Source organism: Collinsella aerofaciens (assembly GCF_028207065.1).
Taxonomy (GTDB): Bacteria; Actinomycetota; Coriobacteriia; order Coriobacteriales; family Coriobacteriaceae; genus Collinsella; species Collinsella aerofaciens_AR.
The window spans coordinates 40,077-58,281 of record NZ_JAQLFP010000001.1; the positions used below are offsets into that span (position 1 = coordinate 40,077).

At 46.1% G+C, this 18,205-nt stretch carries 13 protein-coding genes; 10 read left to right on the forward strand and 3 right to left on the reverse strand.

Features of this window, described 5'->3' with window-relative positions; translation table 11 throughout:
- A partial coding sequence (locus PMX72_RS00185) for an NlpC/P60 family protein (RefSeq protein WP_271746107.1) occupies positions 1–2,257 on the forward strand: 2,257 nt, incomplete at its 5' end.
- A gap of 15 nt (positions 2,258–2,272) precedes the next feature.
- Positions 2,273–3,823 (forward strand): oligosaccharide flippase family protein, encoded by a 1,551-nt coding sequence (locus tag PMX72_RS00190; RefSeq protein ID WP_117758316.1) that lies wholly within the window; start codon positions 2,273–2,275, stop codon positions 3,821–3,823.
- A gap of 146 nt (positions 3,824–3,969) precedes the next feature.
- Here the strand turns inward: PMX72_RS00190 and PMX72_RS00195 are convergent, their stop codons facing one another.
- Positions 3,970–4,986, reverse strand: a complete 1,017-nt coding sequence (locus PMX72_RS00195) for a glycosyltransferase family 2 protein (RefSeq protein ID WP_117758315.1) — start codon at positions 4,984–4,986, stop codon at positions 3,970–3,972.
- 33 nt (positions 4,987–5,019) lie between these two features.
- Entirely contained in the window at positions 5,020–6,117 is a 1,098-nt protein-coding gene (locus PMX72_RS00200) for a glycosyltransferase (protein WP_117758314.1), read from the reverse strand.
- 36 nt (positions 6,118–6,153) lie between these two features.
- On the opposite strand from PMX72_RS00200, the gene PMX72_RS00205 reads away from it, so the two are divergent.
- The 7 genes from PMX72_RS00205 to PMX72_RS00235 all read left to right on the forward strand — a co-directional run bounded on the left by PMX72_RS00205 (position 6,154) and on the right by PMX72_RS00235 (position 16,139).
- Entirely contained in the window at positions 6,154–7,098 is a 945-nt protein-coding gene (locus tag PMX72_RS00205; RefSeq protein WP_117758313.1) for a glycosyltransferase family 2 protein, read from the forward strand.
- A gap of 821 nt (positions 7,099–7,919) precedes the next feature.
- Complete coding sequence (locus PMX72_RS00210) at positions 7,920–8,606, forward strand: glycosyltransferase family 2 protein (RefSeq protein ID WP_117758312.1); 687 nt, start codon at positions 7,920–7,922, stop codon at positions 8,604–8,606.
- Positions 8,607–8,611: 5 nt separating this feature from the next.
- On the forward strand, positions 8,612–8,947 hold the full coding sequence (locus tag PMX72_RS00215; protein WP_117758311.1) for a DUF2304 domain-containing protein: 336 nt from the start codon (positions 8,612–8,614) through the stop codon (positions 8,945–8,947).
- A 202-nt stretch (positions 8,948–9,149) separates the two neighbouring features.
- A complete protein-coding gene (locus tag PMX72_RS00220) occupies positions 9,150–11,150 on the forward strand; it encodes a DUF2142 domain-containing protein (RefSeq protein WP_271729798.1) in 2,001 nt (666 codons plus the stop codon).
- Position 11,151: 1 nt separating this feature from the next.
- Positions 11,152–13,533 (forward strand): glycosyltransferase family 2 protein, encoded by a 2,382-nt coding sequence (locus PMX72_RS00225; protein ID WP_271729797.1) that lies wholly within the window; start codon positions 11,152–11,154, stop codon positions 13,531–13,533.
- 9 nt (positions 13,534–13,542) lie between these two features.
- Positions 13,543–15,108, forward strand: a complete 1,566-nt coding sequence (locus PMX72_RS00230) for a rhamnosyltransferase WsaF family glycosyltransferase (RefSeq protein ID WP_271729796.1) — start codon at positions 13,543–13,545, stop codon at positions 15,106–15,108.
- Positions 15,108–16,139 (forward strand): polysaccharide pyruvyl transferase family protein, encoded by a 1,032-nt coding sequence (locus PMX72_RS00235; protein ID WP_117758307.1) that lies wholly within the window; start codon positions 15,108–15,110, stop codon positions 16,137–16,139. The genes PMX72_RS00230 and PMX72_RS00235 overlap by 1 nt, the downstream gene beginning before the upstream one ends.
- Positions 16,140–16,164: 25 nt before the next feature.
- On the opposite strand, the gene PMX72_RS00240 is transcribed toward PMX72_RS00235, so the two are convergent.
- Positions 16,165–17,193, reverse strand: coding sequence for an acyltransferase family protein (locus tag PMX72_RS00240; protein WP_271729795.1), 1,029 nt, complete (start codon positions 17,191–17,193; stop codon positions 16,165–16,167).
- Between the two features lie 104 nt (positions 17,194–17,297).
- On the opposite strand from PMX72_RS00240, the gene rfbA reads away from it, so the two are divergent.
- The gene (rfbA, locus tag PMX72_RS00245; RefSeq protein ID WP_271729794.1) at positions 17,298–18,197 is read left to right on the forward strand and encodes a glucose-1-phosphate thymidylyltransferase RfbA; all 900 of its coding nucleotides are present in this window, start codon (positions 17,298–17,300) and stop codon (positions 18,195–18,197) included.
- Positions 18,198–18,205 lie beyond the last annotated feature (8 nt).

The window sequence follows — 18,205 nt, forward strand, 5'->3', positions numbered from 1 at the left end:
CGTCGACGGCCTCTCGGCAAAGGCGTCCGATGGAGGGTCTCCTCTCCTGGGCGACCGCTGCTCGCTCGGCCTGGCCGCGTCCGGCAACTCGGGCTCGGTCCGCTATAAGTTCGTCTGGGAGCAGGGCGGCTGGTCCAGGTGGGGCACCATCCGCCAGCTCGGGCCCGAGGCCTCCTGCGATTGGGTGCCGGAGGTCGCCGGCGACGTCAACATCTTGGTCGACGCCGTCGATTCGGCCGGCAACGTGAGGACCTGGAGGTTCCCCGTCAGGGTGGATGCCTGTCGCCTTTCCGTGAGCGGCGGGGATACGCTCGAGTGGAGCGGCGGAATGAAGGTCGATATCTCCGCCGCCGCGGCTCCCGGCGCAAAGATTAAATTCCTTTGGGAACGGGGCTCATGGTCCAAGTGGGGCGTCATCCAGGCAGCATCTGAGTCCGCCGCCTGTACCTGGACGCCCCCGTCTTCCGGCTCCTATACTCTCTATGCCGACGTCACGGTCGGCGGGCTCACGTCGACGTCAAGACTCCCCGTTCGCATCTCAGAGGACTACTCTGTCGACGGCCTCTCGGCAAAGGCGTCCGATGGAGGGTCTCCTCTCCTGGGCGACCGCTGCTCGCTCGGCCTGGCCGCGTCCGGCAACTCGGGCTCGGTCCGCTATAAGTTCGTCTGGGAGCAGGGCGGCTGGTCCAGGTGGGGCACCATCCGCCAGCTCGGGCCCGAGGCCTCCTGCGATTGGGTGCCGGAGGTCGCCGGCGACGTCAACATCTTGGTCGACGCCGTCGATTCGGCCGGCAACGTGAGGACCTGGAGGTTCCCCGTCAGGGTGGAGAGAAATCTATCTAACTTCACTTCAATAGATTTGAAATCTGATTCATCCAATTTGTGCGTAGGGGATACGCTTTCAATTACACCTCGGATTACCATCCGAAAGAATAATCAGATTTCATACAAATATGTTTGGATGCGGAACAACTGGGCTGAATGGGGTGTGATTGACTCCGGCAGAGGTAAATCCTCAATTGACTGGAGAGTCGATAAATCTGGCGCTGTCACCGTTTTTGTTGATGTTATTGATGAGGCCAACGATCAGACGATGACCTCGAAGACTGAATGCTCGATTGGCTCCGAGAAGTGGAATTACGAGTCCCTGAGTTCTTCTGCAACGCTTGTCAGGCCTAATGAAAGCACTGAGATCGATGCTAGATGCTCGGGTGATACTAATTACTTACAGTATAAGTTCGTCTGGAATAAGAATAATTGGGCTGACTGGGGCGTTGCTCAACAGGGCACAAGTTCACACTTGCAATGGGCTCCAAAAGACGCCGGAGACTATGAATTGATCTGTGACGTTTCGGGGTCAGATGGAGTTGTCCAAAAAAAAAGAACAATCATTAGCTGTTGGGATTTCTCGAGGATTACTGCAATTTCGACTGATGGCAATAATTCTTGGGGAGTTCGAGCTGATTTGGGAACGCTTGCAGCTGAAAAATCTGGACAATTTCAGTTTAAATTTGTTTGGGCCAAGTCCGACTGGAGTAAATGGGGTGTTCTAAAAGAATTTTCCAGTGTGAATGACGCTTATTTCAATCCCTCTGCACTTGGATTGCAAGATGGTTATTACGATCTTTACTGCGATGTCTTGCTTCCTGATGGCACTCTCCAGTCGAAGTCGACTCAGATTTACTACAGCCCATTTGGCAGCTCAACGGTTTTGGGGGTTAGTCGTATTGGACTCGTCACTTGGCTTACGACGCATCAATTTGATGGCTATTATTTAGGAACGAGATATTCCGGTGGCTTCTCCTATGATAGTTGCCTTTACCCAAAAGGTGCCCCGAGATGGGATGGCTATACTGGCATGAATTGCACTGGCTTCGTGGCCCATGCTTATGCTGCGGTTGGTGGCGATGTCAATCGTATTGCGCAGAATAATAATCACTCTCCTTGGGCTGGGGGGCCAGGCGGTGGCGGCTATATTAACGCTTGGAGATGGTATGGCTATGCTCGAGATTTGGGATGCAAAATGTATGAGTTCCGTACTGTCCAAGATATGCTAAATAGTGGTTATGCTCAAAAGGGAGATATTATCTTCTTTAAGACTGACGGATCAATCGACTGTCATATTGGGTTCTTCTGGGGAGATAATCCGCATGACAATAAAATGTGGCATCAAATTCTGCCTGGGAATTTAATCGGACCCTGTTTTAACAATGCGAACAAAGGAGAGGTTCGGCAATCGGTTGTTCTGATTAAATAGTGCTTTAATTTCTGAATGGTATTTGAAGCAACTAATTGTGAAACGGTGATTCTGATAAGTAGCGCAAGCAGAAGACTTACTGGCATAATAATTACATATGGTTATATACTGGCTCAGGCTTTAGTCGGCTTTGTATATGTTCCGATGTTGTTGCAAAACATTGGACAAGACGAATATGGACTCTATCAATTGATAGGCTCTATCATGTCTTATATAGTTTCCATTAATGGGATTTTGTCTGCCGGTGTTGGGCGTTTTTATTGCAAGTATATGGCAGAGGGCAAAAATGACTTAATGGAGAATACTCTCGCAATAGCTAGGCGTCTGTACTGGGTCCTATCTGTGTTCGTGATGCTAATAAGTTGCGTTCTCGCCGTGGTTGTTCGGTTTGTATATTCAGCCAGTTTTACAAACTCACAGCTTGATGAGTGTTCCGCAATGCTTGTTGTATTAGGGATCAACACAATTGTTATCATGAACAACACTATTAGCGTTGCGGCGATAACTGCTAATGAAAGGTTCGTTTTTTTGAAGGGCTCGCAATTGGCCGCCCTAATAGCTCAGCCTTTCATAGTGTATGGACTTACGACAATTTTTAAGAATGCATTAGCCGTATGTTTAGTCGTGCTTGTTACAAATGTGTTGTGCGCGGTGAGTCAGCGTTTGTTTGCTAAATATAATCTGCACATTAGTTTCAGATATCATGGCTGGGACATGAAACTGGCTAAAGGATTGCTATTTTTTAGCGGCGCGATTGTATTGGTGACGATTGCTGACCAGATTTTCTGGAAAACCGATCAATTAATTGTCGGCTATTATTTTGGTGCTGCCGCCGTTGCGGTATATTCTGTCGGATCTCAAATCTACACGATTTATATGACAATCGGTACGGCAGCCTCATCAGTTTTTCTTCCTCGAGTTTCAGAACTGTATTGCCAGAATAAGGATATGTCTGAAATTTCGGATCTCTTCATTAAAGTCGGTCGCATTTCCTTTATCGTCTGCGGATTTGTTCTTAGTTTATTTATTGTTCTGGGGAAAGATTTCATCATTATTTGGGCTGGTAAGGACTATATAGACGCTTTCTATATCGCCTTGATCGTAATGGTTCCATTTACCATTGACTTAATTCAGAACCTGGGACTTACCATAATGCAGGTTGCGAATGTTTACCTGTATAGGGGGTATATGTATCTTGCGATTGCGCTTGTCAACGTGGTCGTGACGATTATATTGCTCAAGCTTATGGGCATAGTGGGCGCAGCAGTTTCAACAGCCATCGCTATGGTTATAGGTAACGGTTTCTGTATGAATTGGTATTATTCTGAAAAGCTTGGGTTGAACATAAAGAAATTTTGGCTTGAAATTGCCAAACTTTCCGTCTTGGTTATTGCCGGTACGGGGGCTTTGCTGCTGCTCTATAACCTAATTAAAAGCCTTTTATCTGGCCTTGTGGTGGTTTTGGTGTCAGCAATAATTTATTTCTTTATCTATTTCTTCTTGGTTTTGATGTTTGGGCTAAACGAATCCGAAAAGACGAGCATATCTGCATTTATCAAGCGATAATCTGTGACGCTTGTTAAGCAGAATAGCCTAATGTTCTTTCATTACTTTTATGACCAACCGGCTTGCCTGACATTTGATTATCGAAGGCTAAGTCGGTTGGTTTTACTACTCGGTGCCAGGAAAAATGAGCGATGACAACAGGGCGATTAGCTCAAGATTTTCAGTATCAATAGTTTTAGCTGTTCACAACAGCGTATTACTACTCGAGATAACAAATAGTGCTTATTCTTTGCCGCAAGGAACAGTAAATAGCTGTCAGGTCTGTAGGTGCTGCAAGGGACATCAGCTTTAATTGAGGGATTAAATAAGGCCTCTGAAATTGAAACAAAGTTACGTTTTTTGGTCTCATTATTGTCACTGAGCTCGTTGATCGATAGGAGATAAAGATACTGTTCCGTTCTTGTTTTCCATGCCAGCCTTTCTGTTTCTTCTCCCCAACGAGCGGCGATTTTCACTAGGCTTGAGGTGACGAAGGTTAAATCTGAAAGCTGTTTTTCCTTATAGCTGTGTGTTGCACTTTGTCCGTTTTGACAATTGTAATAATACAGCGCATCACTTATTTGTAAAACCGATCTGGCTGAATCGACTATGGGTATCATTTGCAGAAAATCTTCTGCAAAATCGATTCTCTTTGTATCGGTATTGCTTAAATCGTCAATCAGACAGTTTCTTTTGATTGCCTTTCCCCAAATTGAATTGAGTTTCCCTCGCGCCAAACATTTTTTGACTTCGTCGAGATCGTCACCTTCATAGATGCCAGACGGAAGGGCGGGATTGATAAACGGATCGTTTGAATAGTCTGGGTTTCTTGTATAGCTGAAACAGATTATGTCTGGATTGCACTTATCGATTTCGCGAGCAAGAATAGATAGGGTATCGAAGCGCAAAGAATCATCCGCATCAACAAAGACCAGGTAATCTCCGGCGCTTATCTCCGCGCCTTTTCGCCTGGCCTCATATACGCCCATATTATTTTGTCTAACGTAATGAGTATTGTTGTGAGATTCACAAAACACTTTGCAGACACTTTCAGTAGCGTCTGCTGATCCATCATTAATGAGGATAATTTCATAGCCGTCATATGTTTGTTGGTAGATGGATGATAGCGTTTCCGGCAAACTGGATGCCGCATTATATGCAGGGATAATAATTGAAAACAGCATTTAGTCCCTTTCCGTATTGGAAGAACAAGATGGTTAGTTAGAAAGCCCGTTTACAATGTCCCTGTATAAAATAAATTGACGCTTGGCAATGGCCTTCCATTGAAAGTGTTCAATTGCATACTTTCTAGCTGCAGTTGCAAGTTTACAACGAAGTTCATCGTCATTGAACAGCGTGAGAATTGCTTTAGAAATGGCTTCGAGATCAGATTCTACACCGATTCCAATTCCTTTATTGTTCGCTGTTTCTTTCCATGTGGTTCCCTCGGTAACAATAATTGGGAGGCCATATGCTAGTGCTTCCAAAACAGACGTCGGGAAACCTTCAGTGCGTGAAAGTTGGATATAAAACTGCGATTGGAGAAAAGCGTCCGCTTTAGATTGACCATTAACTGGACCATTTAATAAAACAATATCGGATACTTGATTGTCGGCAATAAGTAGTTCCAGTTTGGCCATAGACCCATCTTCGTCTGGACCGTAGATGTAGATTTTTGCTCCGAGTCCTCTTAGCTCATCAGCAATTAGTGGCAGACTTTTGATCAGTAGATCAAGACCTTTGACCTCTATATCTAGGCGGCCAATAAAAAGCGCGATGCGGCTGTCTAAGTTTGAGGCTTTGGCTTTTGGGATGCTAACACCATTTGGAATAATGCTTGCTTTCCTATGTTTAAAGCCGTTTGAACTCATCGCCTCTTTTTCCGATAGAAAATGGATACAATCAGCATTGCGAATAAAGGCGTTATAGAAGAAAACATTAAGCAATTGTTTAGCTAAATGATGCTGTTCTTGCGCCACATATGTTAGAGACCCATGTGGTGTGATGATGTATGGGATCGCACGTCTTCTGAGCCAATGGCTTAGTTTAATGTGATCTGGCCTATATATCTCATGAAATATTACGAGTGACGGATTGCAAAACGGTTCAGGAAGTTTTTCTATGCATGACTGATAGAAGACGGGATATTTCGCATCTTTAGGTCTGTAGTTTGTAAGATTTAATAGAGCTATATTCATGTCCTTTATTTCTGACTGCTCATTTAGGTATTGAGGCACCACTGTAGACACGCCAGAAGCGAAATCACTTGTAATATATGCCACATGAAGGACTATTAAACTATCGGTAGTTTTCATTAGCGTTTGCTCCCGCAGCGGTGTTGGAGGTTTTAGTTGACAGATTCACAGTTGGTTTCAGTGCTCATGCCTTGTTATAGGGAGAGCGCCAAAGATTTTACTGAGGCACTAGCGTCTATTTTAAAGCAGACCTATCATCGAATCGAGGTGGTTGTTGTTTTTGATAATCCAGATGACAACACACTTTACGATATTGCTCAAAACTATAGCTCTCATGACAGTAGGATTTGCCTCGTGAGAAATGAACGCAATCTTGGTCTTGCTGCATCTTTGGAAAGGGCGTTCAAGGTCTCACGCGGTCAGTATATCTGCCGAATGGACTCAGATGACATTTCTGAGGCGCAGCGCATTGAACGGCAGTTGTCGTATCTTGAAGAACATGAGCTTGACCTAGTGGGTTCTTATTTGAACGCCATTGACGAAGACGGTAGTCAATTATATCTCGTTGATTCAATTCCAAGTTCGAGTGAAGGCGTTAGGCGTTCTCTTATGATTAGAAATTGCGTACCTCATCCGAGTTGGTTTGGAAGAAGGTCTGTATTTGAAATGGGGTATCGGTCTGTTCCGCTAGCAGAAGATTATGACTTACTGTTGCGTGCCGAGCTGGAAGGGTTCACTATTGGAAATGTTCCAGAGCCGCTCATTCGATACAGAATGACTGTTAATAGCATTTCGCGTAGCAATTTGTATAAACAGTTCGTTGTTTCTCAGTGTTTACGTTCAGCTTTCAAAGAGGGCCGATCACTGGATGTCGATAAGATTGATACAATCGTCGCCGAGCGGTTCGATCGGCGACGAGCTGAGAACTATCTAAAGGCAAATGCATTATTTAATAATGGGTTGAGAAATATTCATTCTGGTAATCGAGCAAAAGGTATTTCCCAATTGCTTCAAATCCCATTTTGCTCTAAGTCGTATTTAATGAATGTCATTAATATGGCGCGTGTGGTTACAATTAAAACATTTGAGAAAACCTCGTAGTTGTGCACCTACGCTTAGAGAGACATGGCGTAACCATGCCGTTTGACACTCGGAAGATTGCTAGCTTTGAAATCTAGGGCTAGGTTTGTTGCGGGGTTCTCGATGCCGTGTGCACCATTCGTGGTTGATTTCCGATCTCAGCCGAACACACTGCGCAGATAGTCCGTACCCGCGGTTAGCCGAACGCCCCCGCGGCCCCCATGGACCCCGGGGGCGCCGTTTCCCCAGTTGAAGGAACGGTGGATATGTGTTCGATAGGTCCGGGGGCCATTCTCCGCCCTCAGTCTGGCACCTCTTTCCAGACTCAGCCGGACGGTCGGTCCGCCTCTTCCGTTTTGCCTTTGGGCTAGGCCAGCGGGGCGTCGCGCCTCTCTGCGCGTGCCCTCTCGATGAGGCTCGGCGTCAGGTCGAGTCTTCCGATGGGCACGTCCTCCAGGCTGTAGGCGTCTAGCAGCGCCTCCGCATCGCCGCCGAGCATCGCCCTGGAGGCGCGCGGGCGTCCAGCTCCAGCATCTTCTGGACCGTGTCCCTTTCGTGTCTGGTGAGCGCCTGCCGTAGATACTCGGGGTCGCCTTCTCGGAACCCTTTTTCTTCTTTCCGGACATGCCGTCCTTCGAGTCCCCGGGGCCAACCGGTTCGGCCCTCAGGGTATCGGGTTCCCACATTCATCCGCACATGTGCGGATGAATGTGGGAGGTGTTCGGATGAAGTTGATAATCAAGGGTTGATAATCAAGGGTGCACCATTCGTTGTGTCTATTTAACCATTTGTATATCTCTCGCTATAATAATGAGAAAAACTAGAGATCGGTTTATGTGTATATGACACCTAAAACTCTTATCGCTATTCCTGCTTATAATGAGGAGGAATGCATAGAAAAGACGATATGCGAGCTCAGGCAAATTGCACCTGAGTTTGATTTTGTTGTTATCAATGATGGGTCTCGAGATCGAACGCTGGCTATCTGCAAGGATCTTGGTTGTGACATCATTGATATGCCCATTAACTGTGGTTTGACCGTTGGGTTTCAGACGGCTGCGCGTTATGCGGTTGATCATGGATATGACTATATGGTTCAGTTTGATGCTGACGGCCAGCATTGTCCGGAATATATAAAGGTCCTTGTTGATAGGGCTCAATCTGATGGATCAGATATTGTCATTGGCTCTAGGTTTGTAAGCGTGCGCAAAGACAAGACGCTTCGCATGATCGGCTCGCGTATGATTACGGTGCTAATAAAGATTCTGACAGGCAAGAGGATCAGTGACCCCACGTCTGGATTTAGGCTATTTGGGCGGGATATTCTTACGAAATACTATTACGACAATACCTTAAATCCGGAACCAGAATCTCTCGCTCTCTTTTTGAAGCAAGGGTATTCTATTTCAGAGGTACAGGTTAAGATGCGCGAGCGTCAAGGTGGCGAGAGCTATCTTAACCCTGTTAGGTCTATGCAGTATATGGTTCGTGTTTTCGTTACGCTCCTTGTCGTTCAGTGGTTTAGGTGATCCATTTGCCGGTCTCTCTTCGTATTTTGCTTCTCGTTTGCGCTGTTTTGGTATTCGTGTTCGTATTGCGCAAATTAAAAAAATCCCAAATGCAAGTTTTGGATTCTCTGTTTTGGCTGCTATTCAGCGTCAGTTTTGTAATTTTGGGCGTTTTTCCACAAGTTGCAATGTGGCTTTCAAGTCTATTTGGTTTCCTGTCGGCTTCTAACTTCGTGTTCCTTTACGTTATTGCCGTTCTTGTGGTCCGTGATTTCTGCAATTCTCTTCGCCTCTCTCGACAGGAAGAGCGTTTGAACTCGCTTGTTCAGGCTGTTGCGTTAAGTAGGGAGAAGGAAAAGTAGGCTATGCGTTTCGCTTTGGCGTATAAATCATCCGGATGGGAATGTCTCTACTTATATTTCTTTCAACAGTTGTGAACAGTGCTTGGTGCCCATACTTGTCATCCAGATGACTGGGAACGATTCTTCGAGGGCCCTTGCAGCTTGATTTGGATAAAGGTGAATTAGCCCCGTGTTGTCTCGATGCGTAAACCAAAAGCAAATAATGAAAGCCGTCTTCGTTGCTCTTCTCTTTATTGTCGAGCTTCTGTGCATGAAGCACTTTTATGTGAACCACTCTGTCTCACAGCTGTTCGTTTTAGCGCTCTATTGCGTCGTTGTAGATGCTGCCATTTGGCAATCATATTATATCTTCCTTTCCTCAGATGATGAAAAAAAGCGTGGCAACTGTTCTGGTCGCTGCGCTCAATTATTAGTCCTGTTGCTTACGGCATTTGCTGTGGCGGTCATCTGGGAGGGCTGCACCGTTCTTGGCTCGCCGGCTTCTCATTTCTCGAATATTGCTGACTGGAATAAAAAGCGGCTCATATTCTTTTTTCTGATTTCCTATTGCGCAATACTCTATTTATTCCAAAGCGGCTTTTCTCTGAAAGCGTTGTTCCATTCTGCTTCGGCGAGGGTCAAGGCTACCGATTACGTTTCCCTGCTGATTATCGCATTCTTTATTGTTTTTGGCTGCTCTACGATTGCATTCGTGAATGGGTTCATTAATGCTGTTGTTTATTTCCTGCTGGTAATCATAACTTCGGTTTTCACGGCTTGCTCGGGCATTCGAAAGAGAAATTCTGCCCTTCCTGTTGCTTTCTTTATCGCTGCATTCTCAATTGGTGTTTTCCTTGTGGTGAGCACTCCGATAACGACGGGTATTTCATGGGATGATCAAATTCACTATTCCAATGCCCTTTCGACATCTTATTTATTTGAAACTCAAAAAACTGATTCGGATATTAACTTTACTGACGAAGCGGTCCGTCGTGCACAGGGCTATGAAGAGCCCTCTCTTTCCCATTTTGATCGAGCGGAAATTCTTGAGCATGCTAGGCAGTTGAATGGCTCCTATAGATCTGATATCGCTTCTGGTCATGTGCAAGTTAACAAGCATGAAGAATTCGTTTATACGCTTAGCAGCATTGGGTATATTCCATCGGCAATTGGCCTTTGGCTCGCTCGCCTTCTGCATTTCGATTTTTCTTCTATGATTCAATTCGCTCGGATTTGCAATTTATTTAGTTACTGTCTTGCAATTGCCATTGCAATCAAGGTTACGCCCTCAAAAAAGGGACTATTTGCTTTTGTGGGAATGCTGCCAACTTCGATCTTTCTTGCGTCATGTTTCTCATATGATGCATGGCTCATTTCGTTTATCATTCTCGGTTTTGCTTATTTTTTGAGGTATGCATGGGGTGATTTAAATGAATTTACAGTTCGCAATATAGCACTCGCATTTTTATTTACCTTTTTAGGACTCGCAGTCAAAGCTGTGTATTTTCCGATAATCGGTCTTTTCTTTATGGTTCCGCGTAATCGTTTTGCGGGCTCGAAGCAACGAGTTCATTACTATGCCGCCGTGTTTGTTTTGGGCTTGATTGCTTTTGCCTCATTTGCGCTTCCGTTCTTGTTTTCAACGGCCGGCGGATCTAACGTTGGCGATATGCGAGGCGGCTCCGATGTTAACTCTGGTCAGCAAATCGCTTTCATTCTCGCCGATCCATTGCGCTACGCGGAAATACTCGCCAATTATTTTTCAACTTATTATTTAAATCCGATAACCTCTTCTGGATATGCATTGAACTTTGCATACCTTGGATCGCTTGCTGCTCAGATTTCTGTAAATGCAATCCGTGGGTTGGTTCAGGTGCTTCCAGCTGTTTGCCTATTGTTGTTTGGGCTTTTTTCGGCCGATTCGATTAGCGTTAATCATATTGGTCTCGCACAATTTCTATGGGCCTCATTTGTGTTTTTGTTTACGGTGATTTTGGTGGCAACTGCACTTTATGTGTCTTTTACTCCCGTTGGATTGGGGACAGTTAATGGTTGCCAGAGTCGTTACCTTTTGCCACTTCTGGTTCCGTGCCTATCGTTTATCCTTAACCAAAGTCGCTTGGTCTTTGGGGACAGCAAACGATTCATATTGATATGCCTCGTATTCCCGTTTACTTTGGCTACGATTTGCGAGTTTGTTTTAGTTGTTGGAAAGTGTTGCTGATATGGGCATAGTTTTTAATACCGAATTTAACAATAAGCTAAATTGCCGTGGCGACGGCAAGCTATATCTACTGTATGAAGCCGCATCCGTTTTTCCTGATGCTGTTGAGTCGCAATCACCTAATGGGCAAATTCTGCCCGCAAGAATCATTCCTATTTCAGAGACTGAATTTGTTGCTGTTCTTGCCGATTTTGGTGTCGACCAATCGCTGTCTTTCTTTAGCGGAGATAATATAATTTACCAGCGCCGCATCAATCCTGGCAAGTTTTCGATTGAGTCGAAAGTTAACGGCTTGCTGCGCGCGGAGCATTGTGGACAATTTCGCAATATTGACCGTTCTGGCGTGCATGCGCTCGCTTCTATCCAAATTGAGAGCTTTATTCCCTGCGTTGATGGCGTAATCGTTAGAGGTGTTCTTTCGGGTACTGATTACCTTGAGGGTGATCGTATTGTCGCTTTTAATGAAGAAGCCTGCGTTGTTGGGGAATCTTTGTTATTTAATAAATTAATAGCCGATGCGAATCCTGGTCTAATAAATTTCTCTCTTCATATTCCTGAGGTCGGGGATAGCCTGTGCATTTGCATACACAGGGCTTCTGGTCATCTAGATACGTTTATCAATCTAAAGAAAGATATGCTTAAAGAGCTTTTGGATGAGGCTGATCGGAATCATGCGTGTGCATTCGATCAACCCCGTTATTTGTCCTGGTTTTCTGGGCGCAGATTGACTGGATCCGATTCACGGGCACAAGCACAAATAAGACTTGCATACCAGCCCTTGTTTTCAATCATCGTTCCTCTATATAAGACTCCCTTGAATTTCTTCAGGGATATGGCTGATTCTGTGATTGCTCAGACGTATTCGAATTGGGAACTCATCCTGGTTAACTCTACGCCAGATTACGATGGACTTAGCGACTTGGTTTCCGAGTACGTGACTGCAGACTCTAGAATTAAAGTGACTGATCTTGAGGGCAATCTAGGTATCACTGAGAACACCAATGTCGGAATCAAGATGGCCAAGGGAGACTACCTTTGCTTTTTCGATCATGATGATGTTCTCGAACCGAATATCTTGTTTGAGTATGCACACGCTCTAAATCAAAATTCGGATATTAATCTTCTCTACTGTGATGAAGATAAGCTATTGCCTGATGGGTCCTTGGCTCATCCTACTTTTAAGCCGGATTTTAGTCTTGATATGGCTCGAGACAATAATTATATTTGCCACCTTCTTACTATTAAGAGGGCATGTTTAGACAGAATTGACCTTTCTAACAGCGAGTTGGATGGCGCCCAGGACCATGCCATGGTGCTGAAGATTGCCGAACTTGGTGGGACGATCCATCACGTTCCTAAAATCTTGTATCACTGGAGAATAAGCGAGAATTCGACTGCGGGTAATTCCGATAGTAAACCCTATGCAACCCTCGCTGGAATAAAAGCTGTTCAGGAGCACCTTGATAGATGCGGTATCAAGGCGACTGTGGTCAATTCTCATAATCGTGCTTTTCGTTATAGCCCCATTTATGATGTTCCTTCATCTGAGTCCTGTTCATTAATCGTTACCACCCGCGGCAATTCTTCGGTTCTTTCGACTCTTGTATCTTCAATCAATGACACCGATTTTGATGATCTTGAAGTCGTTTTCGTGTGCTCGCAGGAAGCGGAAGCTGCTGTTAAGCAATCGAGCTCTGGACTTCGTTGCCGCTATATCGTTCACGCGCTTGATGACCCCTTTAATATATCTGTGTGGAGAAATGCCGGTGCTTTCGCCGCGCGTGGCGAGCAACTCGTCTTTATTCATGACGATATTCAGGCACTAGACTCCTCGTGGCTAAAGACTCTCGTCGGTTTTTCTCAACGAGAGGATGTTGGCGTCGTTGGAACAATGACGTGCGATCTTGACGGCATTGTGCAGCAGGCAGGCCTGTCTTATGTTGGAGAATCAATCGTCAACCTGTCGCAAGGCATTCATCGCTCTTCTCCTGGCTATATCTATATGCCATTGACCGTAAGGGATGTATCGGCGGTGAGTGGAGTTTGTTTAGCTATTTCACGCGAACATTTTAATCGTCTGGGTGGTTTTGATGAGTCGTATCTTCTTGACTATTCGGATGTTGATATTTGCTTCAAGTCTTCTCAAGCTGGGTTAAAAGTGATCTATACACCAGAGGCATGTCTCTACCATATGGCATGTGTTGACAAATCCCTTGATAGTAAATCTCGCTCTCATAAGCATTTTGAGGATAAGGCACGATTGTTGCATAACTGGTCAGAGCGTTTCTCTGAGGGAGATCCATGGTTCTCCGTTAACTTTTCTCGAGATCCCAAGCGCGCAGCGTTATATAAGTTCGATCCTTTTGACTACGAAGCGATTTGAGTGCTTTAAATGAAACAAATTGCCTGGATAATATCTCCGCCGGCAAAGGGTTCTGGCGGCTTTCGAACCATCTGCAGCAAGGCTTCCTTTCTAGATTCTCGCGGATATGAGAACTACTTTTACATTATGCCGGGCTGTGAAGCATACAAAAGTGCTCATAGAGTTCAGACCGAAATAAAGGATTGGTTTGGTTATTCGCCTAAAGAAGTTCGTGTGGCTCCGAGTGTGTCCGAGGATTTTTTTGCAGTAATCGCCACCGCTTGGAATACGGCGCACTTTGCATCTATGCAGAAGTGCACCCATAAGTTCTACTTCATTCAGGATTTTGAACCTTGGTTCTATCCGATGGGGGAGATGTATCTAAATGCCGAAGCAAGTTATCGTTATGAACTAAACCCCATAACAATAGGCAGATGGCTTTCTAAAAAAGTTGAACCCTATTATTCGCATGAAGTCCCATATTGTGATTTTGGCGTTAGCGATATATATACTGCGCAGGAACAAAATCTAAGCAGAGAGTATGCCGTCTGTGCTATTTATCAATCCAATAAGGATCGGCGTTTGTCTGGCATGTTGCTTGATGCAATTAAATTGCTTCTCAAGCTCGACGATGCAGTTGTCGTATATTTATACGGCGAAGACGCAATGCCTCCCATTCGTGATCCACGTGTACGCAGCCTCGGCATCTTGACCGCTGATGAATGCGCCTCGCTTTATGCCAAGTGTGTTGCCGGCGTATCGTTGAGCGTGACTAATCCCTCTCGCCTGCCTTTCGAAATGCTTGCATCGAAGCTTTCGGTAATTGAAATAAACCGTGAGAATAATCTACTCGACTTTCCGGAGGGCACCATCCACCTCGCTGAGCCCTCTGCTTGCGGCATTGCTTCTTCTATTCTTGAGGCTCTTTCAGGCTCAAAATGCGATTCGCCTAATCGATTTAGCTGCACGTCGATTGAGCGTGAAAATGAAATGTTCTTCGAGGCCTTTACACGTTATCTGAATGAAGAGCCATCCTTGGTTAGCGGGAAGTCCGCCTTCGGGAATGTGCTAAAAACCGAAGAACTAAGTAAGGTCTTCTTGCTCAGCGATCATCTCGCTGATGCTCGATTGCGATCGTCTGCCATGTCTCAAACGCTCATTCAAGCTTCTTCTGTTGATTTGACTGTGCGTTTTGAGTCGTCTTTGATGCCTGTGGATGTTCGCGCGGCAGTTTGGTGTGCCCTTGATCAGTCTGATATTCGCTGGATTAGTCTTGAATCTAGGGACGGTCTTTTTGCGGGGCATGTCCCGCTGTTTTTAAATGATGATGAAGAGGCCTATCTTCGCATTCATATATACTCTTTTGCGGAAGACGGCAAGAATCCGCTTTGTGTCGCCGAGCTAAGCCAACTAGTCTGTCTTTCGCCTTCTCGCAACGCTCATCCTGTTGTTCGTTCGGTTGAAAGTGGCGCATGCAGCGTGTCTGCCGTTTTTAACCTATCTGATGATTATTGTGAACCGTTTCAGCCTTTTGCTTCGACGGGCGTCGAAGGCGGTCACGTTGCTCTACTCAAACGTTTATTTCGGAGAAACTAATGGCGCGCTTTAACCAATGGACTCAGCTACTTAAAGCCTCTGCGACATCGTGCAGGCACGATGAAAAATCCGATGGTGTTAAGCAAGAACGCTATCTCCTTTTGGATACGGCTATGGGAAGCGAGAACTCTGGTGACCATGTGATCATGGATGCCTGTGGCTGTATCGCGGATCAAATCTTTGGCGGTGCGTTGCCCCATGTGGCAACGCACTATTATTCCAAAGAGCTTGAAATGTATCCTGAATACGTAAAGCTGTTGTGCGGCACCAATATTCTGTATACGCATATGGCTGATCAGCAGCAATGGGCGCTTGCCAAGCGGTTGGGCAATAATAGAAATGTTGTTTTGTTCGGCGTGGGCATGTCTGATATTGGGGTGGACGATGCTATCGACGCCTATACAAAGAAGTTCTATAAAACCTTGCTATCCGATGAATATCTTCATAGTGTTCGAGATGAAATGACTAAGAAGAGGCTTAACTCTATTGGCATAGAGAATGTTCTTAATACCGCATGTCCGACCATGTGGTCGTTAACCCCATCTAGGCAACTCGAGATATCCTCTAAGCGTTCTAAAAACGTTGTTACGTCAATTACCGATTATTGTTTCGATGCGGAACGTGACCGTAAGATGCTGGAATTGCTGTCGTCGGAATACGAAAAGGTAACGATTTGGATTCAAGGAAGCCATGATGTTGATTGGTGTCTTGATCAAATAGTCGATCTGAAGCAATTTAATGTCATAGGCCCCAATACCGAAGAGCTTAATCGTGTAATTGAAACCGAGGAGTTTGATTATGTGGGGACGCGTCTCCATGCGGGCATCCGCTGTTTAAATGGAGGACATCGCTCTCTAATTATTGCAATTGATAATCGAGCCCGCCAAATCGGTGAAGACACGGGACTTCCCGTTCTTGAACGCGAGGACGGCTATCTCCATAAATTAGCTGATTGGGTAAACCATCCCGTTAAAACTGAGATTAATCTTCCCTGGACGAGCATCGATAAATGGAAGAAACAGTTTAATTAGCTGTATTCCTTGGCTATTGCTTTCCCTATTTCTTATCGTGTGGTGCCTTTGGCGTTTCTCCGATTATCCAACCCATATTTGTGGCTCGAATTAGATTCGTCAACATATAGGCGACTGATCCAAATCCAATCAGGTTAATTGCTGCCATCGCCATTGGGGCTATGTTGGGCCAGTAGGTAAAAGAAATGTAAACCAGTGGAGAATGAAAAAGATATATTCCCATACTGTTTTTGCTAATCTTTTCGGTTAGTAGGTTTGCCTTTTGGGGGATGACACAATAAATTGATGCAAGCGCCATGCAAGTAAGGGCGGTGGAAGCAATGGGGGGCACCACTTGTTTTAGTAAGTTTACAAGGAATAATAGTATTAGGACTATTGATATGCTTTTACGCCTTTTATAGCTCTCGAACCATTTGTTTGCTTCCAAGTAGTGGATTGTTAGGCCAAGCGCAAACCATATTGCATTTGCTTCTGCCAAATTGATATATCTGTTCGCTGATGGTATTCCAAAATGGTAAAGATAAATTGAAGCGCCGAAAACTATCGGAACCTTAAAACTTGTTAGAGGGCTCTTTTCGAGTATTTGAAAGATGCACGACGTGGCTGCTGTAATGAAAAAAAGAGTCGGGAGAAACCAAAGGTGACCGTTGTCTTCGCCCAACAGAATTGATTTAAAGATGATGTGCGGTACAGTTAGGCCATTGTAATAGGGATACTTAACGAGCATCCTGATGGGGAAGAGCCAACATATTCCAATCATGATATAGGGGATAATTAAGCGTTGAGCTTTTTTAATGACCTGATTTATAAAATCGCTTGATCGATTCCAGCTCCATAAAAAACAAAAGCCAGATAACGAAAAGAACAAGGGCATCTGGATTCCGTTAATTAAGAATTTGAGATTATCCAACAGAATTGATTTTTGTTCAGTTGGATAATATCCCCACGCACTTGAATACAGAATAATGCTGTGGCCTAGGACTACAAGGAATATTGCAAGGGCCCTCACGTTCGTTATGTCGTCTCTACGGGTTGTGTCCTTGCGGTTGTTCATCAATTGCTTCTTTCGTTAATATTGAGAAGGTTTAACTTAAAGAATATCAAACTCTTACTAACCGCTTGATTTATAACTATTTTCGATTACAGAGGACGGATTATATGAAAGGCATCATCCTCGCCGGCGGGTCCGGCACCCGCCTGTACCCGCTCACGCTCGTGACCTCCAAGCAGCTGCTGCCGGTCTACGACAAGCCCATGATCTACTACCCGCTGTCCACCCTCATGCTGGCGGGCATCCGGGACATCCTGGTCATCTCCACGCCGACCGACCTGCCCAACTTTGAGTGCCTGCTCGGGGACGGCTCGCGCTACGGCGTGAACCTCACCTACGCCGAGCAGCCCTCGCCGGACGGCCTGGCCCAGGCCTTCACCATCGGCGAGGAGTTCATCGCCGGCGAGCCGTGCGCCCTGGTGCTCGGCGACAACATCTTCTACGGCAACGGCCTCAGCCGCCACCTGACGCGCGCCGTCCAGAACGCCGAGTCGGGCCGCGCCACGGTCTTCGGCTACCACGTGGACGACCCCGAGCGCTTCGGCGTCGTGGAGTTCGACGGCGAGGGGAGGGCCGTGTCCATCGAGGAGAAGCCAGCTGAGCCCAAGAGCTCCTATGCCGTCACCGGCCTGTACTTCTATCCGGGCGACGTGGCCGCCAAGGCCCACGAGGTCAAGCCGTCCGCGCGCGGCGAGCTGGAGATCACCACGCTCAACCAGATGTACCTGGAGGAGGGGACGCTGTCCGTCGTCACCCTCGGCCGCGGCTACGCGTGGCTCGACACCGGCACCATGGAGAGCCTGCACGAGGCCGCGGAGTTCGTCCGCGCCGTGGAGCACTCCCAGGACCTGCCGGTCTCGGTCCCCGAGGAGATCGCCTGGGAGAACGGCTGGATCACGACCGCCGAGCTGGAGGAGGCGGCCAAGGCCTACGGCAAGTCGGTCTACGGGCAGCACCTGAAGAAGGTCGCCGCCGGCGAGATCGTCAACAGCCCGCGCGAGTACTAGCGCAAGCT

Coding starts and splice junctions, on each gene's coding strand:
- PMX72_RS00190 (WP_117758316.1), top strand. CDS start 2,273: ATGGTATTTGAAGCAACTAATTGTGAAACGGTGATTCTGATAAGTAGC.
- PMX72_RS00195 (WP_117758315.1), bottom strand. CDS start 4,986: ATGCTGTTTTCAATTATTATCCCTGCATATAATGCGGCATCCAGTTTG.
- PMX72_RS00200 (WP_117758314.1), bottom strand. CDS start 6,117: ATGAAAACTACCGATAGTTTAATAGTCCTTCATGTGGCATATATTACA.
- PMX72_RS00210 (WP_117758312.1), top strand. CDS start 7,920: ATGACACCTAAAACTCTTATCGCTATTCCTGCTTATAATGAGGAGGAA.
- PMX72_RS00220 (WP_271729798.1), top strand. CDS start 9,150: ATGAAAGCCGTCTTCGTTGCTCTTCTCTTTATTGTCGAGCTTCTGTGC.
- PMX72_RS00225 (WP_271729797.1), top strand. CDS start 11,152: ATGGGCATAGTTTTTAATACCGAATTTAACAATAAGCTAAATTGCCGT.
- PMX72_RS00230 (WP_271729796.1), top strand. CDS start 13,543: ATGAAACAAATTGCCTGGATAATATCTCCGCCGGCAAAGGGTTCTGGC.
- PMX72_RS00235 (WP_117758307.1), top strand. CDS start 15,108: ATGGCGCGCTTTAACCAATGGACTCAGCTACTTAAAGCCTCTGCGACA.
- PMX72_RS00240 (WP_271729795.1), bottom strand. CDS start 17,193: ATGAACAACCGCAAGGACACAACCCGTAGAGACGACATAACGAACGTG.
- rfbA (WP_271729794.1), top strand. CDS start 17,298: ATGAAAGGCATCATCCTCGCCGGCGGGTCCGGCACCCGCCTGTACCCG.